The 14,496-nt window shown below is 69.9% G+C and carries 16 protein-coding genes and 1 pseudogene; 3 read left to right on the top strand and 14 right to left on the bottom strand.

Annotated elements, in window-relative coordinates; all coding sequences use genetic code 11:
• Positions 1–7 precede the first annotated feature (7 nt).
• Positions 8–445, top strand: a complete 438-nt coding sequence (locus tag H8B08_RS13535) for a hypothetical protein (RefSeq protein ID WP_187450729.1) — start codon at positions 8–10, stop codon at positions 443–445.
• Between the two features lie 3 nt (positions 446–448).
• On the opposite strand, the gene H8B08_RS13530 is transcribed toward H8B08_RS13535, so the two are convergent.
• On the bottom strand, positions 449–814 hold the full coding sequence (locus H8B08_RS13530) for a VOC family protein (protein ID WP_187450728.1): 366 nt from the start codon (positions 812–814) through the stop codon (positions 449–451).
• Between the two features lie 69 nt (positions 815–883).
• Positions 884–1,729, bottom strand: a complete 846-nt coding sequence (locus H8B08_RS13525) for a class I SAM-dependent methyltransferase (RefSeq protein ID WP_187450727.1) — start codon at positions 1,727–1,729, stop codon at positions 884–886.
• Between the two features lie 74 nt (positions 1,730–1,803).
• On the opposite strand from H8B08_RS13525, the gene H8B08_RS13520 reads away from it, so the two are divergent.
• Both H8B08_RS13520 and H8B08_RS13515 read left to right on the top strand, forming a co-directional pair.
• Positions 1,804–2,223: a helix-turn-helix domain-containing protein gene (locus H8B08_RS13520; RefSeq protein ID WP_187450726.1), complete on the top strand. Its 420-nt coding sequence runs from the start codon at positions 1,804–1,806 to the stop codon at positions 2,221–2,223.
• Positions 2,224–2,254: 31 nt separating this feature from the next.
• Positions 2,255–5,059 carry a [protein-PII] uridylyltransferase gene (locus tag H8B08_RS13515; protein ID WP_187450725.1) on the top strand — a complete coding sequence of 935 codons (2,805 nt, stop codon included), beginning with the start codon at positions 2,255–2,257 and terminating at the stop codon, positions 5,057–5,059.
• A gap of 74 nt (positions 5,060–5,133) precedes the next feature.
• Here H8B08_RS13515 and H8B08_RS13510 read toward each other — a convergent pair whose 3' ends face one another.
• The 12 genes and pseudogenes from H8B08_RS13510 to infB form a co-directional block, all read right to left on the bottom strand.
• Complete coding sequence (locus tag H8B08_RS13510) at positions 5,134–5,349, bottom strand: hypothetical protein (RefSeq protein WP_187450724.1); 216 nt, start codon at positions 5,347–5,349, stop codon at positions 5,134–5,136.
• A 70-nt stretch (positions 5,350–5,419) separates the two neighbouring features.
• A pseudogene (infA, locus tag H8B08_RS13505) lies at positions 5,420–5,635 on the bottom strand (translation initiation factor IF-1); the annotation flags it as partial.
• Positions 5,636–5,845 carry a cold-shock protein gene (locus H8B08_RS13500; protein WP_163262547.1) on the bottom strand — a complete coding sequence of 70 codons (210 nt, stop codon included), beginning with the start codon at positions 5,843–5,845 and terminating at the stop codon, positions 5,636–5,638.
• Between the two features lie 253 nt (positions 5,846–6,098).
• On the bottom strand, positions 6,099–6,314 hold the full coding sequence (locus tag H8B08_RS13495) for a hypothetical protein (RefSeq protein WP_187450723.1): 216 nt from the start codon (positions 6,312–6,314) through the stop codon (positions 6,099–6,101).
• 99 nt (positions 6,315–6,413) lie between these two features.
• Positions 6,414–8,675, bottom strand: coding sequence for a polyribonucleotide nucleotidyltransferase (gene pnp / locus H8B08_RS13490; protein WP_187450722.1), 2,262 nt, complete (start codon positions 8,673–8,675; stop codon positions 6,414–6,416).
• Positions 8,676–8,987: 312 nt separating this feature from the next.
• On the bottom strand, positions 8,988–9,257 hold the full coding sequence (gene rpsO / locus H8B08_RS13485; RefSeq protein WP_187450721.1) for a 30S ribosomal protein S15: 270 nt from the start codon (positions 9,255–9,257) through the stop codon (positions 8,988–8,990).
• 10 nt (positions 9,258–9,267) lie between these two features.
• Complete coding sequence (gene truB, locus H8B08_RS13480; RefSeq protein ID WP_187450720.1) at positions 9,268–10,227, bottom strand: tRNA pseudouridine(55) synthase TruB; 960 nt, start codon at positions 10,225–10,227, stop codon at positions 9,268–9,270.
• Complete coding sequence (gene rbfA / locus H8B08_RS13475) at positions 10,227–10,655, bottom strand: 30S ribosome-binding factor RbfA (RefSeq protein ID WP_187450719.1); 429 nt, start codon at positions 10,653–10,655, stop codon at positions 10,227–10,229. The genes truB and rbfA overlap by 1 nt, the downstream gene beginning before the upstream one ends.
• A 133-nt stretch (positions 10,656–10,788) precedes the next feature.
• On the bottom strand, positions 10,789–11,505 hold the full coding sequence (locus tag H8B08_RS13470; RefSeq protein WP_187450718.1) for a DUF2459 domain-containing protein: 717 nt from the start codon (positions 11,503–11,505) through the stop codon (positions 10,789–10,791).
• 19 nt (positions 11,506–11,524) lie between these two features.
• Positions 11,525–12,076 carry a hypothetical protein gene (locus H8B08_RS13465; RefSeq protein ID WP_187450717.1) on the bottom strand — a complete coding sequence of 184 codons (552 nt, stop codon included), beginning with the start codon at positions 12,074–12,076 and terminating at the stop codon, positions 11,525–11,527.
• Between the two features lie 88 nt (positions 12,077–12,164).
• Positions 12,165–12,344, bottom strand: a complete 180-nt coding sequence (locus tag H8B08_RS13460) for a hypothetical protein (RefSeq protein WP_187450716.1) — start codon at positions 12,342–12,344, stop codon at positions 12,165–12,167.
• Between the two features lie 105 nt (positions 12,345–12,449).
• A partial coding sequence (gene infB / locus H8B08_RS13455; RefSeq protein WP_187450715.1) for a translation initiation factor IF-2 occupies positions 12,450–14,496 on the bottom strand: 2,047 nt, incomplete at its 5' end.

Raw genomic sequence — 14,496 nt, 5'->3', positions numbered from 1 at the left:
GCTCCCCATGTCCCATTCCCTGCCGCGCGCCCTGGCCTTCGCCTGCGTTGCGGTCCTGGCCGCCCCGCCCGTCCTGGCGCAGACCGAAGCGCCGATGAAGGCCAGCCCCGCGCCGGCGGCGGTCACGAGCGGCGCCAAGCCTATCGTCTCGACCTCGCCGGTGATCGGGGTCATGCCCTGCGCCCGGCACGCCGACGAACCGATGAAGCAGTGCCGTTTCGGCGTGGTGCGCCAGGGCGCCGGCGGCGGTCGGGTGACGGTGTCCTGGCCGGACGGCGGCGAGCGGGTGATCGTCTTCACCGGCGGCGCCCCGACCAGCTTCGAACCGGTCGCACCGGGCGACGCCGACACGAAGCTGTCCTTCAAGCGCGACATCGACCTCTACCAGGTGAGCATCGGCGCCGAGCGGTTCGAGATCCCTGACGTGGCGATCAGCGGCGGCTGAGCCCTACTTGTCCCGTTGGTGCAGCAGCAGGGCGTTGCCCTCGCTGTCCAGGCACACGGCCATCCGGCAGTGCGGGCCCTTGATGACGTCGCTCCGGAAGGTGACGCCCTTGGCCTTCAGGTCGGCGATCAGGGCGTCGAGATCCTCGACCTCCAGCGCGATCGTGCCGCCGGACGAGGCGCTCGGCTCGTCGCCGGTGACGTTGGTGATGGCCAGGCAGCCGCCCTCGGGCAGGTCGTACTCGATCCAGGCGCGCTCGCCTTCGCCGCCGACCGCGCCGGGCTTAAGGCCCAGGGTCGCCTCGTAGAACCGGCGGGCCCGCGCCACGTCGCGGACCGGGTACATGGTGAAAGCGACCTTCCGGAACATCGGGCGTCTCCCCTGCGGATGATCGGCAGGCTAGCGGGGGCCAGTCCCCCACGAAACGGTGTGAACGGCTCAGGCCCTCGCCGCGACGAGCCAACAAGCCGCCCTCATCGGGATGGACCCATTTTCCACGTAACGCTCCAGAGCCGCGGCGACGGCGTCGTGGACCTGGCGCCGGACGGCGTCGGTCTGCTTCGGCAGCAGCGAGCCGAGCGGGCCGAGCCGCAGGCTCAGGGTCATCAGTTCCTCAAAAGTGACCGGCGTCGGAATGTCGAGCGGGGTGATCTCGACATCGCGCCAGCCGCTGTCCTTCAGGATCCGACGAACGCGATCGGCGTCTGCGAAGGCGAACCGTCCCGGCGCGTCCCTCGCGGGACGCGGAATCTCCCCCAGATAGGGGTACGCAGCCTGCACCGGGATCTGCGACAAGGGATTGTCTGCCGGGCCGCGCCAGCAGGCGAAAACCAATCCGCCGCCGGTCCGCACGGATCGGCGAAGATTGGCGAAGGCGGCGACGGAATCCTCGAAGAACATCACCCCGAAGCGCGACATGACCGCGTCGAATGAGGCCTCGCCGAAGTCGTGGGTCTGGGCGTCCGCAAGGACGAAGTCGACCTGTGGCTCCAAGCCGCCGGCCCGGGCACGCGCGCGGGCCAGGTCCAGCAGCGCCGACGAGACGTCGACGCCCACGCACCGCCCGGCCGGGCTGAGGCGACGCGCCATCGCCAGGGTGGTCGCGCCGGCGCCGCATCCGACGTCGAGCACCCGGCCTCCGGGTCCGGGAAAGGCCGCCGCCTCTATCGCCTCGCCGATCGGTGCGTAAAGGCGGTCCAACAGGGCCTGCAGCTCCGCCCAGGCCGCCCCGGCCTCATCCCAATAGGCCGCCGTCATCGCGGCTCCCGCGGCGCCTTTCCTCATGCGCGCCTCCATCCAACTTGCGGGACCCGCCCCGTTCCTTGAGCATGCAAGTTCAAGTGCACTTGAGGTCAAGCGTGTTCGACATCGACATTTCCGAACTGGCGCGGCAGTCGGGCGTGCCCGCCTCGACCCTTCGCTTCTACGAGGAAAAGGGTCTGATCGCCTCGACCGGTCGCCGGGGTCGGAAGCGGCTGTTCGCGCCCTCCACGCTCGAGCGGCTGTCGCTGATCGGGCTCGGACGCACGTCCGGGTTCTCGCTCGAAGAGATCGCGCGGATGATCGGCGGTCCGAGCGGGCCCAAGATCGACAAGGCGCAGCTCGGCGCCAAGGCCGAGGAGCTCGACCGGCGCATCGAGCATCTCACCCGGATGCGCGACGGGCTGCGCCACGCGGCCGCCTGCTCGGCGCCGAGCCTGACGGAATGTCCGCGCTTTGTGAGGATCGTAGCGACCGTGGGCCGTAAGTCCGCGAGCCGTCGCGCACGAAACGGGTGACGAACTCGCCCGGGCTCCCTAGCTTTCCCCCATGTCCGCCCTGCCCCGCCCCGCCCGCGCCCTGGCGCCCGATCCGGCCGAGGTCTCCGCGCGCCTGGAGATGATCGCGGCGGCGACCGAAGGCGACGACGTCGAGCGGCGCCGGCTGGCCCTTTCAGTCCTGAGGGAGACGCTGGAGCAGGGCCGCGCCTCGGCGAAGGCCCGGCTGGACGCTGGCGCCGGCGGAGTGGAGGTGGCCCGCGACCTGGCCCGGGCCGCCGACGTGGTGGTGCGCGCGCTGTGGGACTTCGCCCATGTGCACGTGCTGCGCACCCGCAATCCGACCGCCGGCGAGCGGCTGGCCCTGGTGGCGACCGGCGGCTACGGGCGCGGCGTCCTGGCCCCCTATTCCGACCTCGATCTCCTGTTCCTGCGGCCCTGGAAGGAGACCGCATTCAGCGAGAGCCTGATCGAATTCATGCTCTACGCCCTGTGGGACTTGGGATTGAAGGTCGGCTGGGCGTCGCGCTCGATCGACGAGTGCGTGAAGCTGTCCCGCGAGGACATGACCATCCGCACGGCGCTGCTGGAAATGCGCCCGTTGGCCGGCGACGCGGCGCTCTCGGAAAAGCTGCGCGCCCGCTTCGTGAAGGACGTGATCAAGGGCACGGCGGCGGCCTTCGTCGAGGCCAAGCTGAAGGAGCGCGACGCCCGCCACGCCAAGACCGGCGCCTCGCGCTACCAGGTCGAGCCCAACGTCAAGGACGGCAAGGGCGGCCTGCGCGACCTCAACACCCTGTTCTGGATCGCCCGCTACTTCGCGCCGGAGAGCCCGCTGGGCCTGAAGACATTGACGACCCTGTATTCCGGCAAGGAGCAGCGGACCTTCGAGCAGGCCTTCGACTTCCTGTGGGCGGTGCGCATCCGCCTGCACTTCGCCGCCGGCCGGGCCGAGGAGCGGCTGGGCTTCGACCGCCAGGCCGAGCTGGCCGCCCAGATGGGCTATGCCGGCCGCGGCGAGGCCCCAGCGGTCGAACGGTTCATGCGCCGCTACTTCCTGACCGCCAAGGAGGTGGGGGCCCTGACCCGCACCTTCTGCGCCAAGCTGGAGGCCGACCGGATCAAGGCCCCGCAGGGCCTGTCGCGCCTGCTGCCCAGCCGCAAGCGGCGCAAGAAGAAGCTGGACGTCGAGGGTTTCGTCGAAGACGACGGGCGCCTGTCGATCGCCGGCCCCAAGGTGTTCGAGCAGGACCCGGTCAACCTGCTGCGGCTGTTCCGCACCGCCGACCAGATGGACCTCGACCTGCACCCGGACGCCTTCACGGCGGTCAGCCGGTCGCTGGCCCTGGTCACGCCCAGGCTGCGGCGCGATCCGGAAGCCGCGCGGGCCTTTCTGGACGTCCTGGCGCGGGGGAACCAGCCTTACCGCATCCTGACGCTGATGAACGACGCGGGCCTACTGGGCCGCTTCCTGCCGGAGTTCGGACGCATCGTCGCCCAGACCCAGCTGAACATGTACCACGCCTATACGGTGGACGATCACACCCTGCGGGCGGTCGGGATCATCAAGGACATCGAGCAGGGTCGCCTGGCCGAGGAGCACCCGCTGTCGGCCTCCATCCTGCCGATGATCGCCGACCGCGAGGCGCTGTACCTGGCCATGCTGCTGCACGACACCGGCAAGGGCGGCTCGCGCGGCCAGGCGGTGGACGGGGCCATCGCGGCGCGGCGCGCCTGCGAGCGGCTGGGCCTGTCGCGTCACAAGGGCGAACTGGTCAGCTGGCTGGTCGAGCACCACCTGGTGCTGTCCGACTACGCCCAGAAGCGCGACGTGGCCGACCCCGATACGGTCGCCGCCTTCGCCCGCATCGTCGAGAACCCGGAGCGCCTGCGCCTGCTGCTGGTGCTCACCGTCGCCGACGTGCGCGCGGTCGGGCCGGGCGTGTGGAACGGCTGGAAGGGCCAGCTGATGCGCGACCTCTACGCCGCCACCGAGGCCGCCTTCCGCGGCGGCCGCGGGGCCGATCCGGCGGCGGGCGTGCGCACCCGTCAGGCCGAGCTGGCCGAGGCCGCGCGTCGACGGTTGATCGAGGTTGATCCGGCCGCCGCCGACTGGGCCGCCTCCATGGAAGACGCCTACTTCGCCGTCTTCAGCGAAGGCGAGCAGGCCGCCCACGCCGACCTGGTGCGCCGCGCCGAGACGACCGGCGCGGCGGCCTCGGCCCGCACCCGGGTGGCCCGCAACGCCGCCGAGCTGGTGCTGGCCGCGCGCGACCGAAAGGGGCTGTTCGCCGACGTCGCCGCCGCCCTGGCCGCGGCCGGCGCCGACGTGGTGGGCGCGCGGGTGTTCACCTCCAGGACCGGCCTGGCGCTGGACGTCTTCCACGTGCAGGACGCCCGCGGCGAGCCCTACGGCTCGGGCCATCCGGCGGTGCTGGGCAAGGTCTGCCACGAGATCGAAGCCGCGGCCCGCGGCGAGGGCGTGGCCACGCGCACCCCGGCGCGACCGATCACCGGGCGCAGCGCCGCCTTCGCAATCTCGCCGGCGGTGGCGGTGGACAACGAGGCGACCAAGGCGGCCACCGTGGTCGAGGCCTCGGGCCGCGACCGGCCGGGCCTGCTGGCCGACCTGGCCCGGGTGCTGGCCGACGCCGGCCTGTCGATCCAGTCCGCCCACGTCGACAGCTACGGCGAGCGCGCCGTCGACGCCTTCTACGTGCACGACGAGAACGGCGAACGGCTCGCCGAGCCGCGCCGGATCACCGCCCTGAAGGCGGCGCTGGAAGGTGTGCTGGAGCAGACCGAGACGCGCGCGCCGACGGCCCCGATCCGCATCCGGGCGGGTCGGGCGCGCTAGCGCTTGGATTTTTGAGGCAGGTCCCGGGCGGGCGCTAGGCCCGCCCGGTCCCTTATTTCGTCACGCGCGGACGATCACCCGACCTTGGCCTTGGTCTTTCGCGTGGACTTGGTCGCCGCCGGGGCCTTGGCGGCCTTGCGGCCGGCCAGTTCGGCGTCGATCAGCGGCAGCAGGTCGGTCGCGGCCGCCTGCTGGCTGGGAACCCCGCTGGACTGCAGGCGAACAGCGTTCGCGCGCAGGGTGGCGAGGTCCTTCAAGTCCATCCCGGGAAGACGTTCGGTCATATGCACGGGCGGTCTCTCCTCAACGGCGACGCGGCGGGCGCGGCGGCGCGCCCGGAGGACGCGGAGCGCCCTCGGTCTTGTGGCGGAAGGTGATGCGGCCCTTGTCGAGATCGTACGGAGTCATCTCGACGGTCACCCGATCGCCGACCAGCGACCGGATTTTGTTCCGCTTCATTCGCCCGGCCGTGTAGGCCAGGATGACGTGTTCGTTGTCGAGCTTAACGCGGAAGCGTCCCTCGGGCAGAAGTTCAATGACTTCGCCTTCGAACTCGATGAACTCTTCCTTGGCCATTTACGCCGCTTGCAGATTGACGGCGGATTCCTTGCCGCTGCGGCGGTCGCGCTCCAGTTCGTAGGAGAGCTTCTGGCCTTCGTCGATGCGGCCCAGGCCCGAACGCTCCACGGCGCTGACGTGCACGAACACGTCCTTGCCGCCGTCGTCCGGCTGGATGAAGCCATAGCCTTTGGTCGCGTTAAACCACTTCACAGTCCCAGTCGCCATGTAGGCCTCCATAGGGATCGAAGCCGCCCCGAGGGACGGCAGGTAGCGTCGAGGTCTGCAGATAAGGCGTCCTGGTAACCCGAGCGCGCGTCGCGGACGGTAGTAGGCGCAGTGATACGCGACAGAGGCTCGACGGGTCGGAACATGGGCCGCCGCTTGCGCGGAGTCCAGCTTGACCGGGGCTAAAAAGTCGCGGCGGCGAACGGAACAAAATCGAATCTTGCGCCCCGCCCTTGCGGGAGAAGGCTTCGCCTTAGAACAGGCGGCGGAACAGGGCCTCGACGAGGGCCAGGGCGACCAGCACGGCGATGAAGACGGCGAGGTTGCGCCAGGACTTCACGATCGGTTCGCGGCCCTGCCGCGGGACGGCGCCCACGGGCTTGGGCCTGGCGGCCTTGGCCGCCTGCTCCTTGCGCCGGCGCACGTCGCGCAGCGACACCACCTCGGCCTTGCGTTCCGGTTCGCTCATGGCCCGGAGCGTAGCACGATCAGCGCGAACGAAAACGGGCGGGCCGTCGCCGGCCCGCCCGCTCTCAGTCACGATCTCCGGAGCGAAAGCTCCGCAGGATCACTCGGCGTCGCTGCGTTCGCGGCGCGGACGACGGCCGCGGCCGCCGTCACGTTCGCGGCGCTCGCCGCCTTCGCCACGCTCACGGCGCTCCGAACGCTCTTCCTCCGGGGCTTCGCCCCGGGCGGCGCGTTCGGCGGCCAGCTTTTCGGACAGGTCTTCGCCGGTCTCCTGGTCGACCACCTTCATCGACAGCTTGGTCTTGCCGCGGTCGTCCATGCCCAGGAACTTCACCTTCACGGTGTCGCCCTCGTTCACGACGTCGGTGGTCTTGGCCACCTTGTGCGGGGCCAGCTGGCTGATGTGGACCAGGCCGTCCTTGGCGCCGAAGAAGTTCACGAAGGCGCCGAAGTCGACGACCTTCACGACCTTGCCGGTGTAGATCGTGCCGACCTCGGGCTCCGAGGCGATCGACTTGATCCAATCACGGGCGGCGTCGATCTTCGACTGCTCCGAGGCGGCGATCTTGATGGTGCCGTCGTCGGCGATGTCGACCTTGGCGCCGGTCTTCTCGACGATCTCGCGGATCACCTTGCCGCCCGAGCCGATCACTTCCCGGATCTTGTCGGTCGGGATCTTGATGGTCTCGATCTTCGGGGCGAACTCGCCGAGCTCGGCGCGCGGCGCGGTCATGGCCTGGGCCATCTCGTTGAGGATGTGCAGGCGACCGGCGTTAGCCTGGGTCAGCGCCTTGCGCATGATCTCTTCGGTGATGCCCGGGACCTTGATGTCCATCTGCAGCGAGGTGACGCCCACCTCGGTGCCGGCCACCTTGAAGTCCATGTCGCCGAGGTGGTCCTCGTCGCCCAGAATGTCCGACAGGACGGCGTATTCGCCCGACGGCTCCAGGATCAGGCCCATGGCGATGCCCGACACCGGACGCTTCAGCGGCACGCCGGCGTCCATCAGGGCCAGCGACGAACCGCAGACCGTGGCCATCGACGAGGAGCCGTTGGACTCGGTGATCTCCGACACCAGACGGACGGTGTAGGGGAATTCGTCCGCGGCCGGCAGCATCGGACGGATGGCGCGCCAGGCCAGCTTGCCGTGGCCGATCTCGCGACGGCCCGGCGAGCCCATGCGGCCGGTCTCACCCACCGAGTAAGGAGGGAAGTTGTAGTGCAGCAGGAAGCGCTCCTTGTAGGTGCCTTCCAGCGCGTCGATCCACTGCTCGTCCTCGCCGGTGCCCAGGGTGGCGACCACCAGGGCCTGGGTCTCGCCGCGGGTGAACAGGGCCGAGCCGTGGGTGCGCGGCAGGACCGACACTTCCGAGACGATCTGGCGGACCTTGTCGACCGGACGGCCGTCCACGCGGCGGCCGTTCTCGATGATGTCGCGACGCAGGACGCCCGCTTCCACTTCCTTGAAGGCCGAACCGAACTTGGTCGGGTCGAAGCCTTCCGGGTTGGCCTCGGACTTCACCAGGGCCTCGGCGGCGCGCTTCTTGGCGGCGTCGATGCCGGCGCGGCGCTCGGCCTTCTGGGTCAGGCCGTAGGCGGCGCGCAGCTCGTCGCCGACCAGGTCGCGAATGGCCGCTTCGATGTGGTCGGTCGGTTCCGGCTGGAAGTCGAACGGCTCCTTGGCGGCGTGCTCGGCCAGCTCGATGATCGCGTCGATCACCGGCTGGAAGCCGCGGTGCGCGAACATCAGCGCCTCGAGCATGGTCTCTTCCGGCAGCTCCTTGGCTTCGGATTCGACCATCATCAGGGCGTCCTGGGTGCCGGCGACGACGAGGTCCAGCTTGGACTCGGTCATCTGCTCCAGGGTCGGGTTCAGCACCATCTGGCCGTCGATCACGCCGACGCGGGCGGCGCCGATCGGGCCCATGAACGGCACGCCCGACAGGGTCAGGGCGGCCGAGGCGGCGACCATGCCGACGATGTCCGGATCGTTCTCCAGGTCGTGCGACAGCACGGTCACGACCACCTGGACTTCGTGCTTGAAGCCCTTGACGAACAGCGGGCGGATCGGACGGTCGATCAGACGGGAGACCAGGGTCTCCTTCTCGGTCGGACGGCCTTCACGCTTGAAGTAGCCGCCCGGGATCTTGCCGGCGGCGAAGGTCTTTTCCTGGTAGTTCACGGTCAGCGGGAAGAAGTCGATCCCCGGCTTCGGCGACTTGGCGAACACGGCGGTGGCCAGCACGGTGGTCTCGCCGTAGGTGGCGAGCACGGCGCCGTCGGCCTGGCGGGCCATGCGGCCGGTCTCGAGGGTCAGCGGCCGGCCGGCCCACTCGATGGTCTTGCGTTTGATATCGAACATTTCGGTTTGTCTTCTCTGTACCCGCGGCCCCATTGCGCGCGGGGGTGGACAGGCGGTGGGGGCCGGTCGGCCCTTCGGGTCCTCTCCCGGGCGTCGTCCGGCCTCGCCGGCGTCACGCCCACTTGGTGGTTCAGGTCTTCCTCGCAGCTTCGGCGGAAAGGCCTGGTCAGGCTCTGGTCGAGGACGATGATCGCGCCCTCACGTACTGGGGTTCCCCTCGGAACCCGACGACGGCGCTCCTGAGCTTGCAAGAGGAGCGACATCGGATAGGCAGCGGGCGCCCCGAGGGGCGCCCGCGATTTGGTCTAGCGCTTAGCGGCGCAGGCCCAGACGCTCGATCAGGGTCTGATAGCGGCCCTGGTCGGACTTCTTCAGGTGGTCGAGCAGACGACGACGCTGCGACACGAGCTTCAGCAGCCCGCGGCGAGAGTGGTTGTCCTTCTTGTGGGTCTTGAAGTGCTCGGTGAGGTTCGAGATCCGTTCGGACAGGATCGCGACCTGGACTTCGGCGCTGCCGGTGTCGCCCGTCGAACGGGCGTGGTCTTGGATCAGTTGAGCCTTGCGCTCAGCGGTGATCGACATCGGGATTTCCTTAAGCGAGATCGAGATGGAACACGCGGACGGGATTGAGCTTCCCGGCCCGCATTTCACAGAGCGCCTGCGCCTTGCCCCCGGTCGTGGCCAGAACGGTCCGGCTCGCATCCTGGCCCGCGACAGTGCGCGGTCTCAGACGCGGGCGAAGCGTTTCGACCTGTCTGGGGAGCAGGACGACGGGGCGTCCCTGCTTGAGCCAGAAAGCGTCTTCGTCGGTCACGGCGAGCGCCGGGATGTCGTCCAGCGCCGTCTCGACCGGAAGCAGGGCCTCCAAGCCGTCGCCCCTATGCACCAACTCCTGCAATTTATCCAGTGTAATCGCGTTCTCCGCGCTGAACGGCCCCACCCGCTCGCGCCGCAGCGCCGAGACATGGCCGCAGGCGCCGACCTCCAGCGCGATGTCGCGCACCAGGGAGCGGACGTAGGTGCCCTTGCCGCAGCGGATGGTGATCTCGACGTGGTCGGCGTCCGGCGCGGCGGTGACCGCCGCCTCGTGGATCACCACGGGACGGGCCGCCAGCTCGACCTCGATGCCGTCGCGGGCCAGGTCGTAGGCGCGCTCGCCGCCGACCTTGATGGCCGAGAAGGCGGGCGGCACCTGCTGAATCTCGCCCACGAAGCGCGGCAGCACGGCCGCCACCGCGTCGGCGCTCGGGCGCACGTCGGAGGTGGCGGTCTTCTCGCCCTCGCGGTCGAAGGTGGTGGTGGTCGCGCCCCACTCGATCGAGAAGCGATAGACCTTCTCCGCCTCCATCAGGAAGGGCACGGTCTTGGTCGCCTCGCCGAGCGCGATCGGCAGCACCCCGGTGGCCAGCGGGTCCAGCGTGCCGGCGTGGCCGGCCTTCTGGGCGTTGAACAGGCGCCGCACCTTGGAGACGGCTTCGGTGGAGGTGACCTCCAGCGGCTTGTCCAGGCACACCCAGCCGTGGACGGGATCACCCTTCTTCCTGCGCCCCATCAGCCTTCGTCCTCGTCGTCTTCACGCTCGAGGTCCTGGCGGACGCGCGGATCGTTGAACAGGGCGTCCATGTGCGCCGCCTTGTCGAAGCTCTCGTCGTGGCGGAAGCGCAGGTCGGGGGTGAACTTCATGTCGATGTGCCGGCCGAGCGATCCGCGCAAGAAGCGGGCGTGCCGGTTCAGCGCGTCCACCACCTCCGGCGCGTGGCCGCCGCCCAGCGGCTCCACGAAGCAGGTGGCGTGCTTCAGGTCGGGGCTCATGCGCACCTCGGTGACGGTCACCGAGACGCCGCGAAGGTCGTCGTCGTGGAGCTCCTCTTCGCGGAGGACCTCGACGAGGGCGTGGCGGATCAGTTCGCCGGCGCGCAGTTGGCGTTGCGAAGGCCCGGCCGCGGGGCCGCCCTTGGCGTTGTCGTGATGTCGCTTCATGTCGTCTCCGTCCCGCAGCCGCGGATCGGACGCGGCGGGCGGGGGTGTGTGGGTCCGGGCGGTCAACCCGCGCGCCGGGGCGATGGTCTCAACCGAGCCGTCGGCGCCGGGCGGGACCCGGAAGGCGCGGGGCTTACCGGGCGGGGGCCGCGGTGTCCAGCGCCCCGGCGCGGGTTTTCAGGTCGTGGACCAGGCCGGCCGGCACGGTGGAGATCCCCGGGCGCACCGGCAGGCCGGCCGCGTTCAGCAGTTCGGCGATCCAGTGATTGCAGAGATGGAGGTAGGAGAAAGTCTCGACGCTCTCGAAGAAGTGCGCGTCGCCCCAGCCGCGGACCGGCCCGCCCTGAGGGGCGCCGTCCCGGAGCGCGAAGGAGCGGTCCAGCCGCTCGGCCAGCCGCTCGAAGCCCTCCGGCGACACCCGAAGCTTCACCACGCCGGTGGAATAGAGTTTGTCCGGCGAGGCGTGGAGCGGCCCCAGCATGACCACCGAGCGGTTACCCGGCGCGAACAGGGCGCGAAGCGCGTCCAGGGCCCGGGCCGGCGACATCCCGCTCTCGACATAGAAGCGCGCGTCGCCCCAGCCGACCAGCACCCACGGCGAGGGTTTGAGCCTGGCCAGGGCCTGGGCCGACGGCCCGCCGTGCGCCTTCAGCGCCTCGGTCGGCAGCGCCAGGTTGGTGTGCATGCCGTTGTCCACGACATAGACGACGACCGCCGGCTGGCCGGGCGCGACCGGATACAGCTGCGGATCGCCAGGGCGCCGATAGCTCAGCAGGGCCAATAGCAGCAGGCCCGCGACGCCCAAAGCGACCAGAAGGCGGATCGGCAGGGCGCGAGCACGTCCGGTCATGGTCGCGCCCGCGTCCGGCTCACCAGCCCTTGGCCGCGCCGTTGCCGTCGTTGACGGGCACGCGGCCGAACTTCGGCGCGGCGTATTCGCCGCGGTAGCGGAAGTCGAGCTGGGTGCAGAAGAAGGCGGCCTTCTTTTCGGCGTTCCAGCCGATGACCTGGACCTTCAGCTTGGTGTGCGGCTCGAACGGCGTGGTCACCAGCCAGGCCCGCTCCGCGCCGGCGCAGGCCGCCTTGGCGAAGCCCTTGCCGCCGTCCGCGCCGCCGACGGCGTAGAGGCTGATCGGATCGTTCTTGCCGGCCTTCACCAGGTCCGCCGCCTCGTCGATCGAGAACGGCCGGTCGGCGTCGCCGCCCAGGCTGACGCTCTTGCCGTTCTGCCCGAACATCTCCAGCGGCGTCTTGCCGAACAGGCCCTTCTTCACGACGAAGGTGGTGACGCCGGTGAACAGCTTCGCGTTCGCGGAGTCGGGATCGTAGACGTAGTAGAGCCGGTCCGCCGCGAAGGCGGGCGCGGCCGCCCCGGCGACCACGAGCGCCGCGAGCGCGGCCTTGAAAGCACGTCCGACCATGACTTCACCCCGACGAGGCAATGGCCACAGGAAATAGTGCAGTTTCGGTGGAAGGCCAAGCTTCGGCCCGAGGGATCCGGCCTGCAAGTCAGAACGCGCCGAACACCGTGCCCAGCGCGCTCACCACGACCAGCGGCAAGGCGGCCAGGGCGATGCGGGGCTCGAGCTCGCTGCGCCGGCCGTGGGTCAGCTCGGGCGGATCGAGCTCGCGCGCGGTGGCGGCGTGCTCGCGAGGCCCTGCAGGTCCGGCGCGGGCGCGGCGTCGCACGCCGCCCCCTCGTGGCCCTCGCCCGCAGACCGGGCGCGCGCAAACGAAAACGGCCCGCCTCCGGGGAGGCGGGCCGCAACGTTGATCAACCGATCAGGTGAGGGATCAGAGCGTACGCTTGATCTCTTCGACGGTGAAGCACTCGATCAGGTCGCCCTTCTTGACGTCCTGGAAGCTGCCGAAGTTCATGCCGCATTCCTGGCCGACGACGACTTCGTTGACCTCGTCCTTGAAGCGCTTGAGCGTGACCAGCGTGCCCATCTCCTGGATGACCACGTCGTCGCGCAGGATACGCACCTTGGCGCCCTTGCGGACCGCGCCTTCGGTGACCCGGCAGCCGCCGACGATGCCGACCTTGGTGATCTTGAAGACCTCCAGGACCTCGGCGTTGCCCAGCCAGGTTTCGCGCTGGATCGGGGCCAGCATGCCCGAGAGCACGCCTTTGATGTCGTCGATCAGGTCGTAGATGATCGCGTAGTAGCGGATCTCCACGCCCTCGCGCTGGGCCAGGTCGCGCGCCTGTTTCGAGGCGCGGACGTTGAAGCCGATGATCGGCGAGTTGGCGCCCTTGGCCAGCAGCACGTCGGACTCGGTGATGCCGCCGACGCCCGAATGGATGACGCGGGCGCGCACTTCGTCGGTCGAAATCTTCGCCAGCGAACCGGCGATAGCTTCGGCCGAACCGCCGACGTCGGCCTTGATGATGACCGGCAGCTCCTTGAGCTTCTTGTCCTGCAGGCGCGACATCATGTCGGCCATGGACACGCCGGCCATCGGCGAGACGGCCTTCTCACGCTTCACGCGCTCGCGGTACTCGGTCAGCTCGCGGGCGCGGGCTTCGTCTTCCACCACGGCCAGGGTCTCGCCCGGATCCGGAGCGGCGTCGAGGCCGAGGATCTCGACCGGCTCGGACGGGCCGGCGGTCGGGACCTGTTCGTTGCGCTCGTTGACCAGGGCGCGCACGCGGCCCCAGGAACCGCCCGCCACGACGATGTCGCCGCGCTTGAGCGTGCCGCGCTTGACCAGGACGGTCGCGACCGGGCCGCGGCCCTTGTCGAGCTTGGCTTCGATGACCACGCCTTCGGCCGACCGGTTCGGGTTGGCGCGCAGGTCCATGATCTCGGCCTGCACCAGGATGGCGTCGATCAGCTTGTCCAGGTTCATCCGCTTGGTGGCGGAGACTTCGACGATCTGGGTGTCGCCGCCCAGGCTTTCAGCCACGATCTCGTGCTGCAGCAGCTCGTTGACCACCCGGGTCGCGTCGGCGCCCGGCTTGTCCATCTTGTTGACGGCCACGATGATCGGGGCGCCGGCCGACTTGGCGTGGCTGATCGCTTCGATCGTCTGAGGCATGACGCCGTCGTCGCCCGCCACCACCAGGATGACGATGTCGGTGACGTTGGCGCCGCGCGCCCGCATGGCCGAGAACGCCGCGTGGCCCGGAGTGTCGAGGAACGACACGCGCTCGCCGTTCGGCAGGCGGACCTGATAGGCGCCGATGTGCTGGGTGATGCCGCCGGCTTCGCCCGCCGCCACGTCCGTCGAACGGAGCGCGTCCAGCAGGCTGGTCTTGCCGTGGTCGACGTGGCCCATGACCGCCACCACCGGAGGCCGGGGCTGCATGGTCTCGGGCGCGTCTTCCTCGGCGATGAAGCCGGTTTCGACGTCGGCTTCCGACACGCGCTTCACGGTGTGGCCGAACTCGGTGGCCACCAGCTCGGCGGTGTCGTTGTCGATGACGTCGTTGATCTTGAGCATCATGCCCTGACGCATCAGGAACTTGATGACGTCCACGCCGCGGGTGGCCATGCGGTTGGCCAGTTCCTGGACGGTGATGACGTCCGGGATCACGACCTCGCGCGCAACCTTGGGCTGCTCGACGACGCCGCCCTTGCGCTTTTCCTTCTCACGCTCGCGGGCCCGGCGGACCGAGGCCAGCGAACGCATGCGCTCGGCGGTCTCACCGTCGCCGGCGACCGCCTGAATGGTCAGACGGCCTTCACGACGCTGCGGCGCGCCGCGGGTGCGGGACAGGGCCTTGCCGGGCGCCTCGGCGCCGGCCGCGCGGGCGCGGCGGAGACGGTCGGCCTCTTCCAGGTGCGCGGGCTTGCGGTCGGCCGAACGCGGGCCGGCGGCGCGCGACGGCTTGGCG

The organism is Caulobacter sp. 17J80-11 (genome assembly GCF_014349105.1).
GTDB lineage: Bacteria > Pseudomonadota > Alphaproteobacteria > Caulobacterales > Caulobacteraceae > 17J80-11.
The sequence above is the reverse complement of the archived record's forward strand: the minus strand, read 5'-3'. Positions and strand labels throughout refer to the sequence as shown.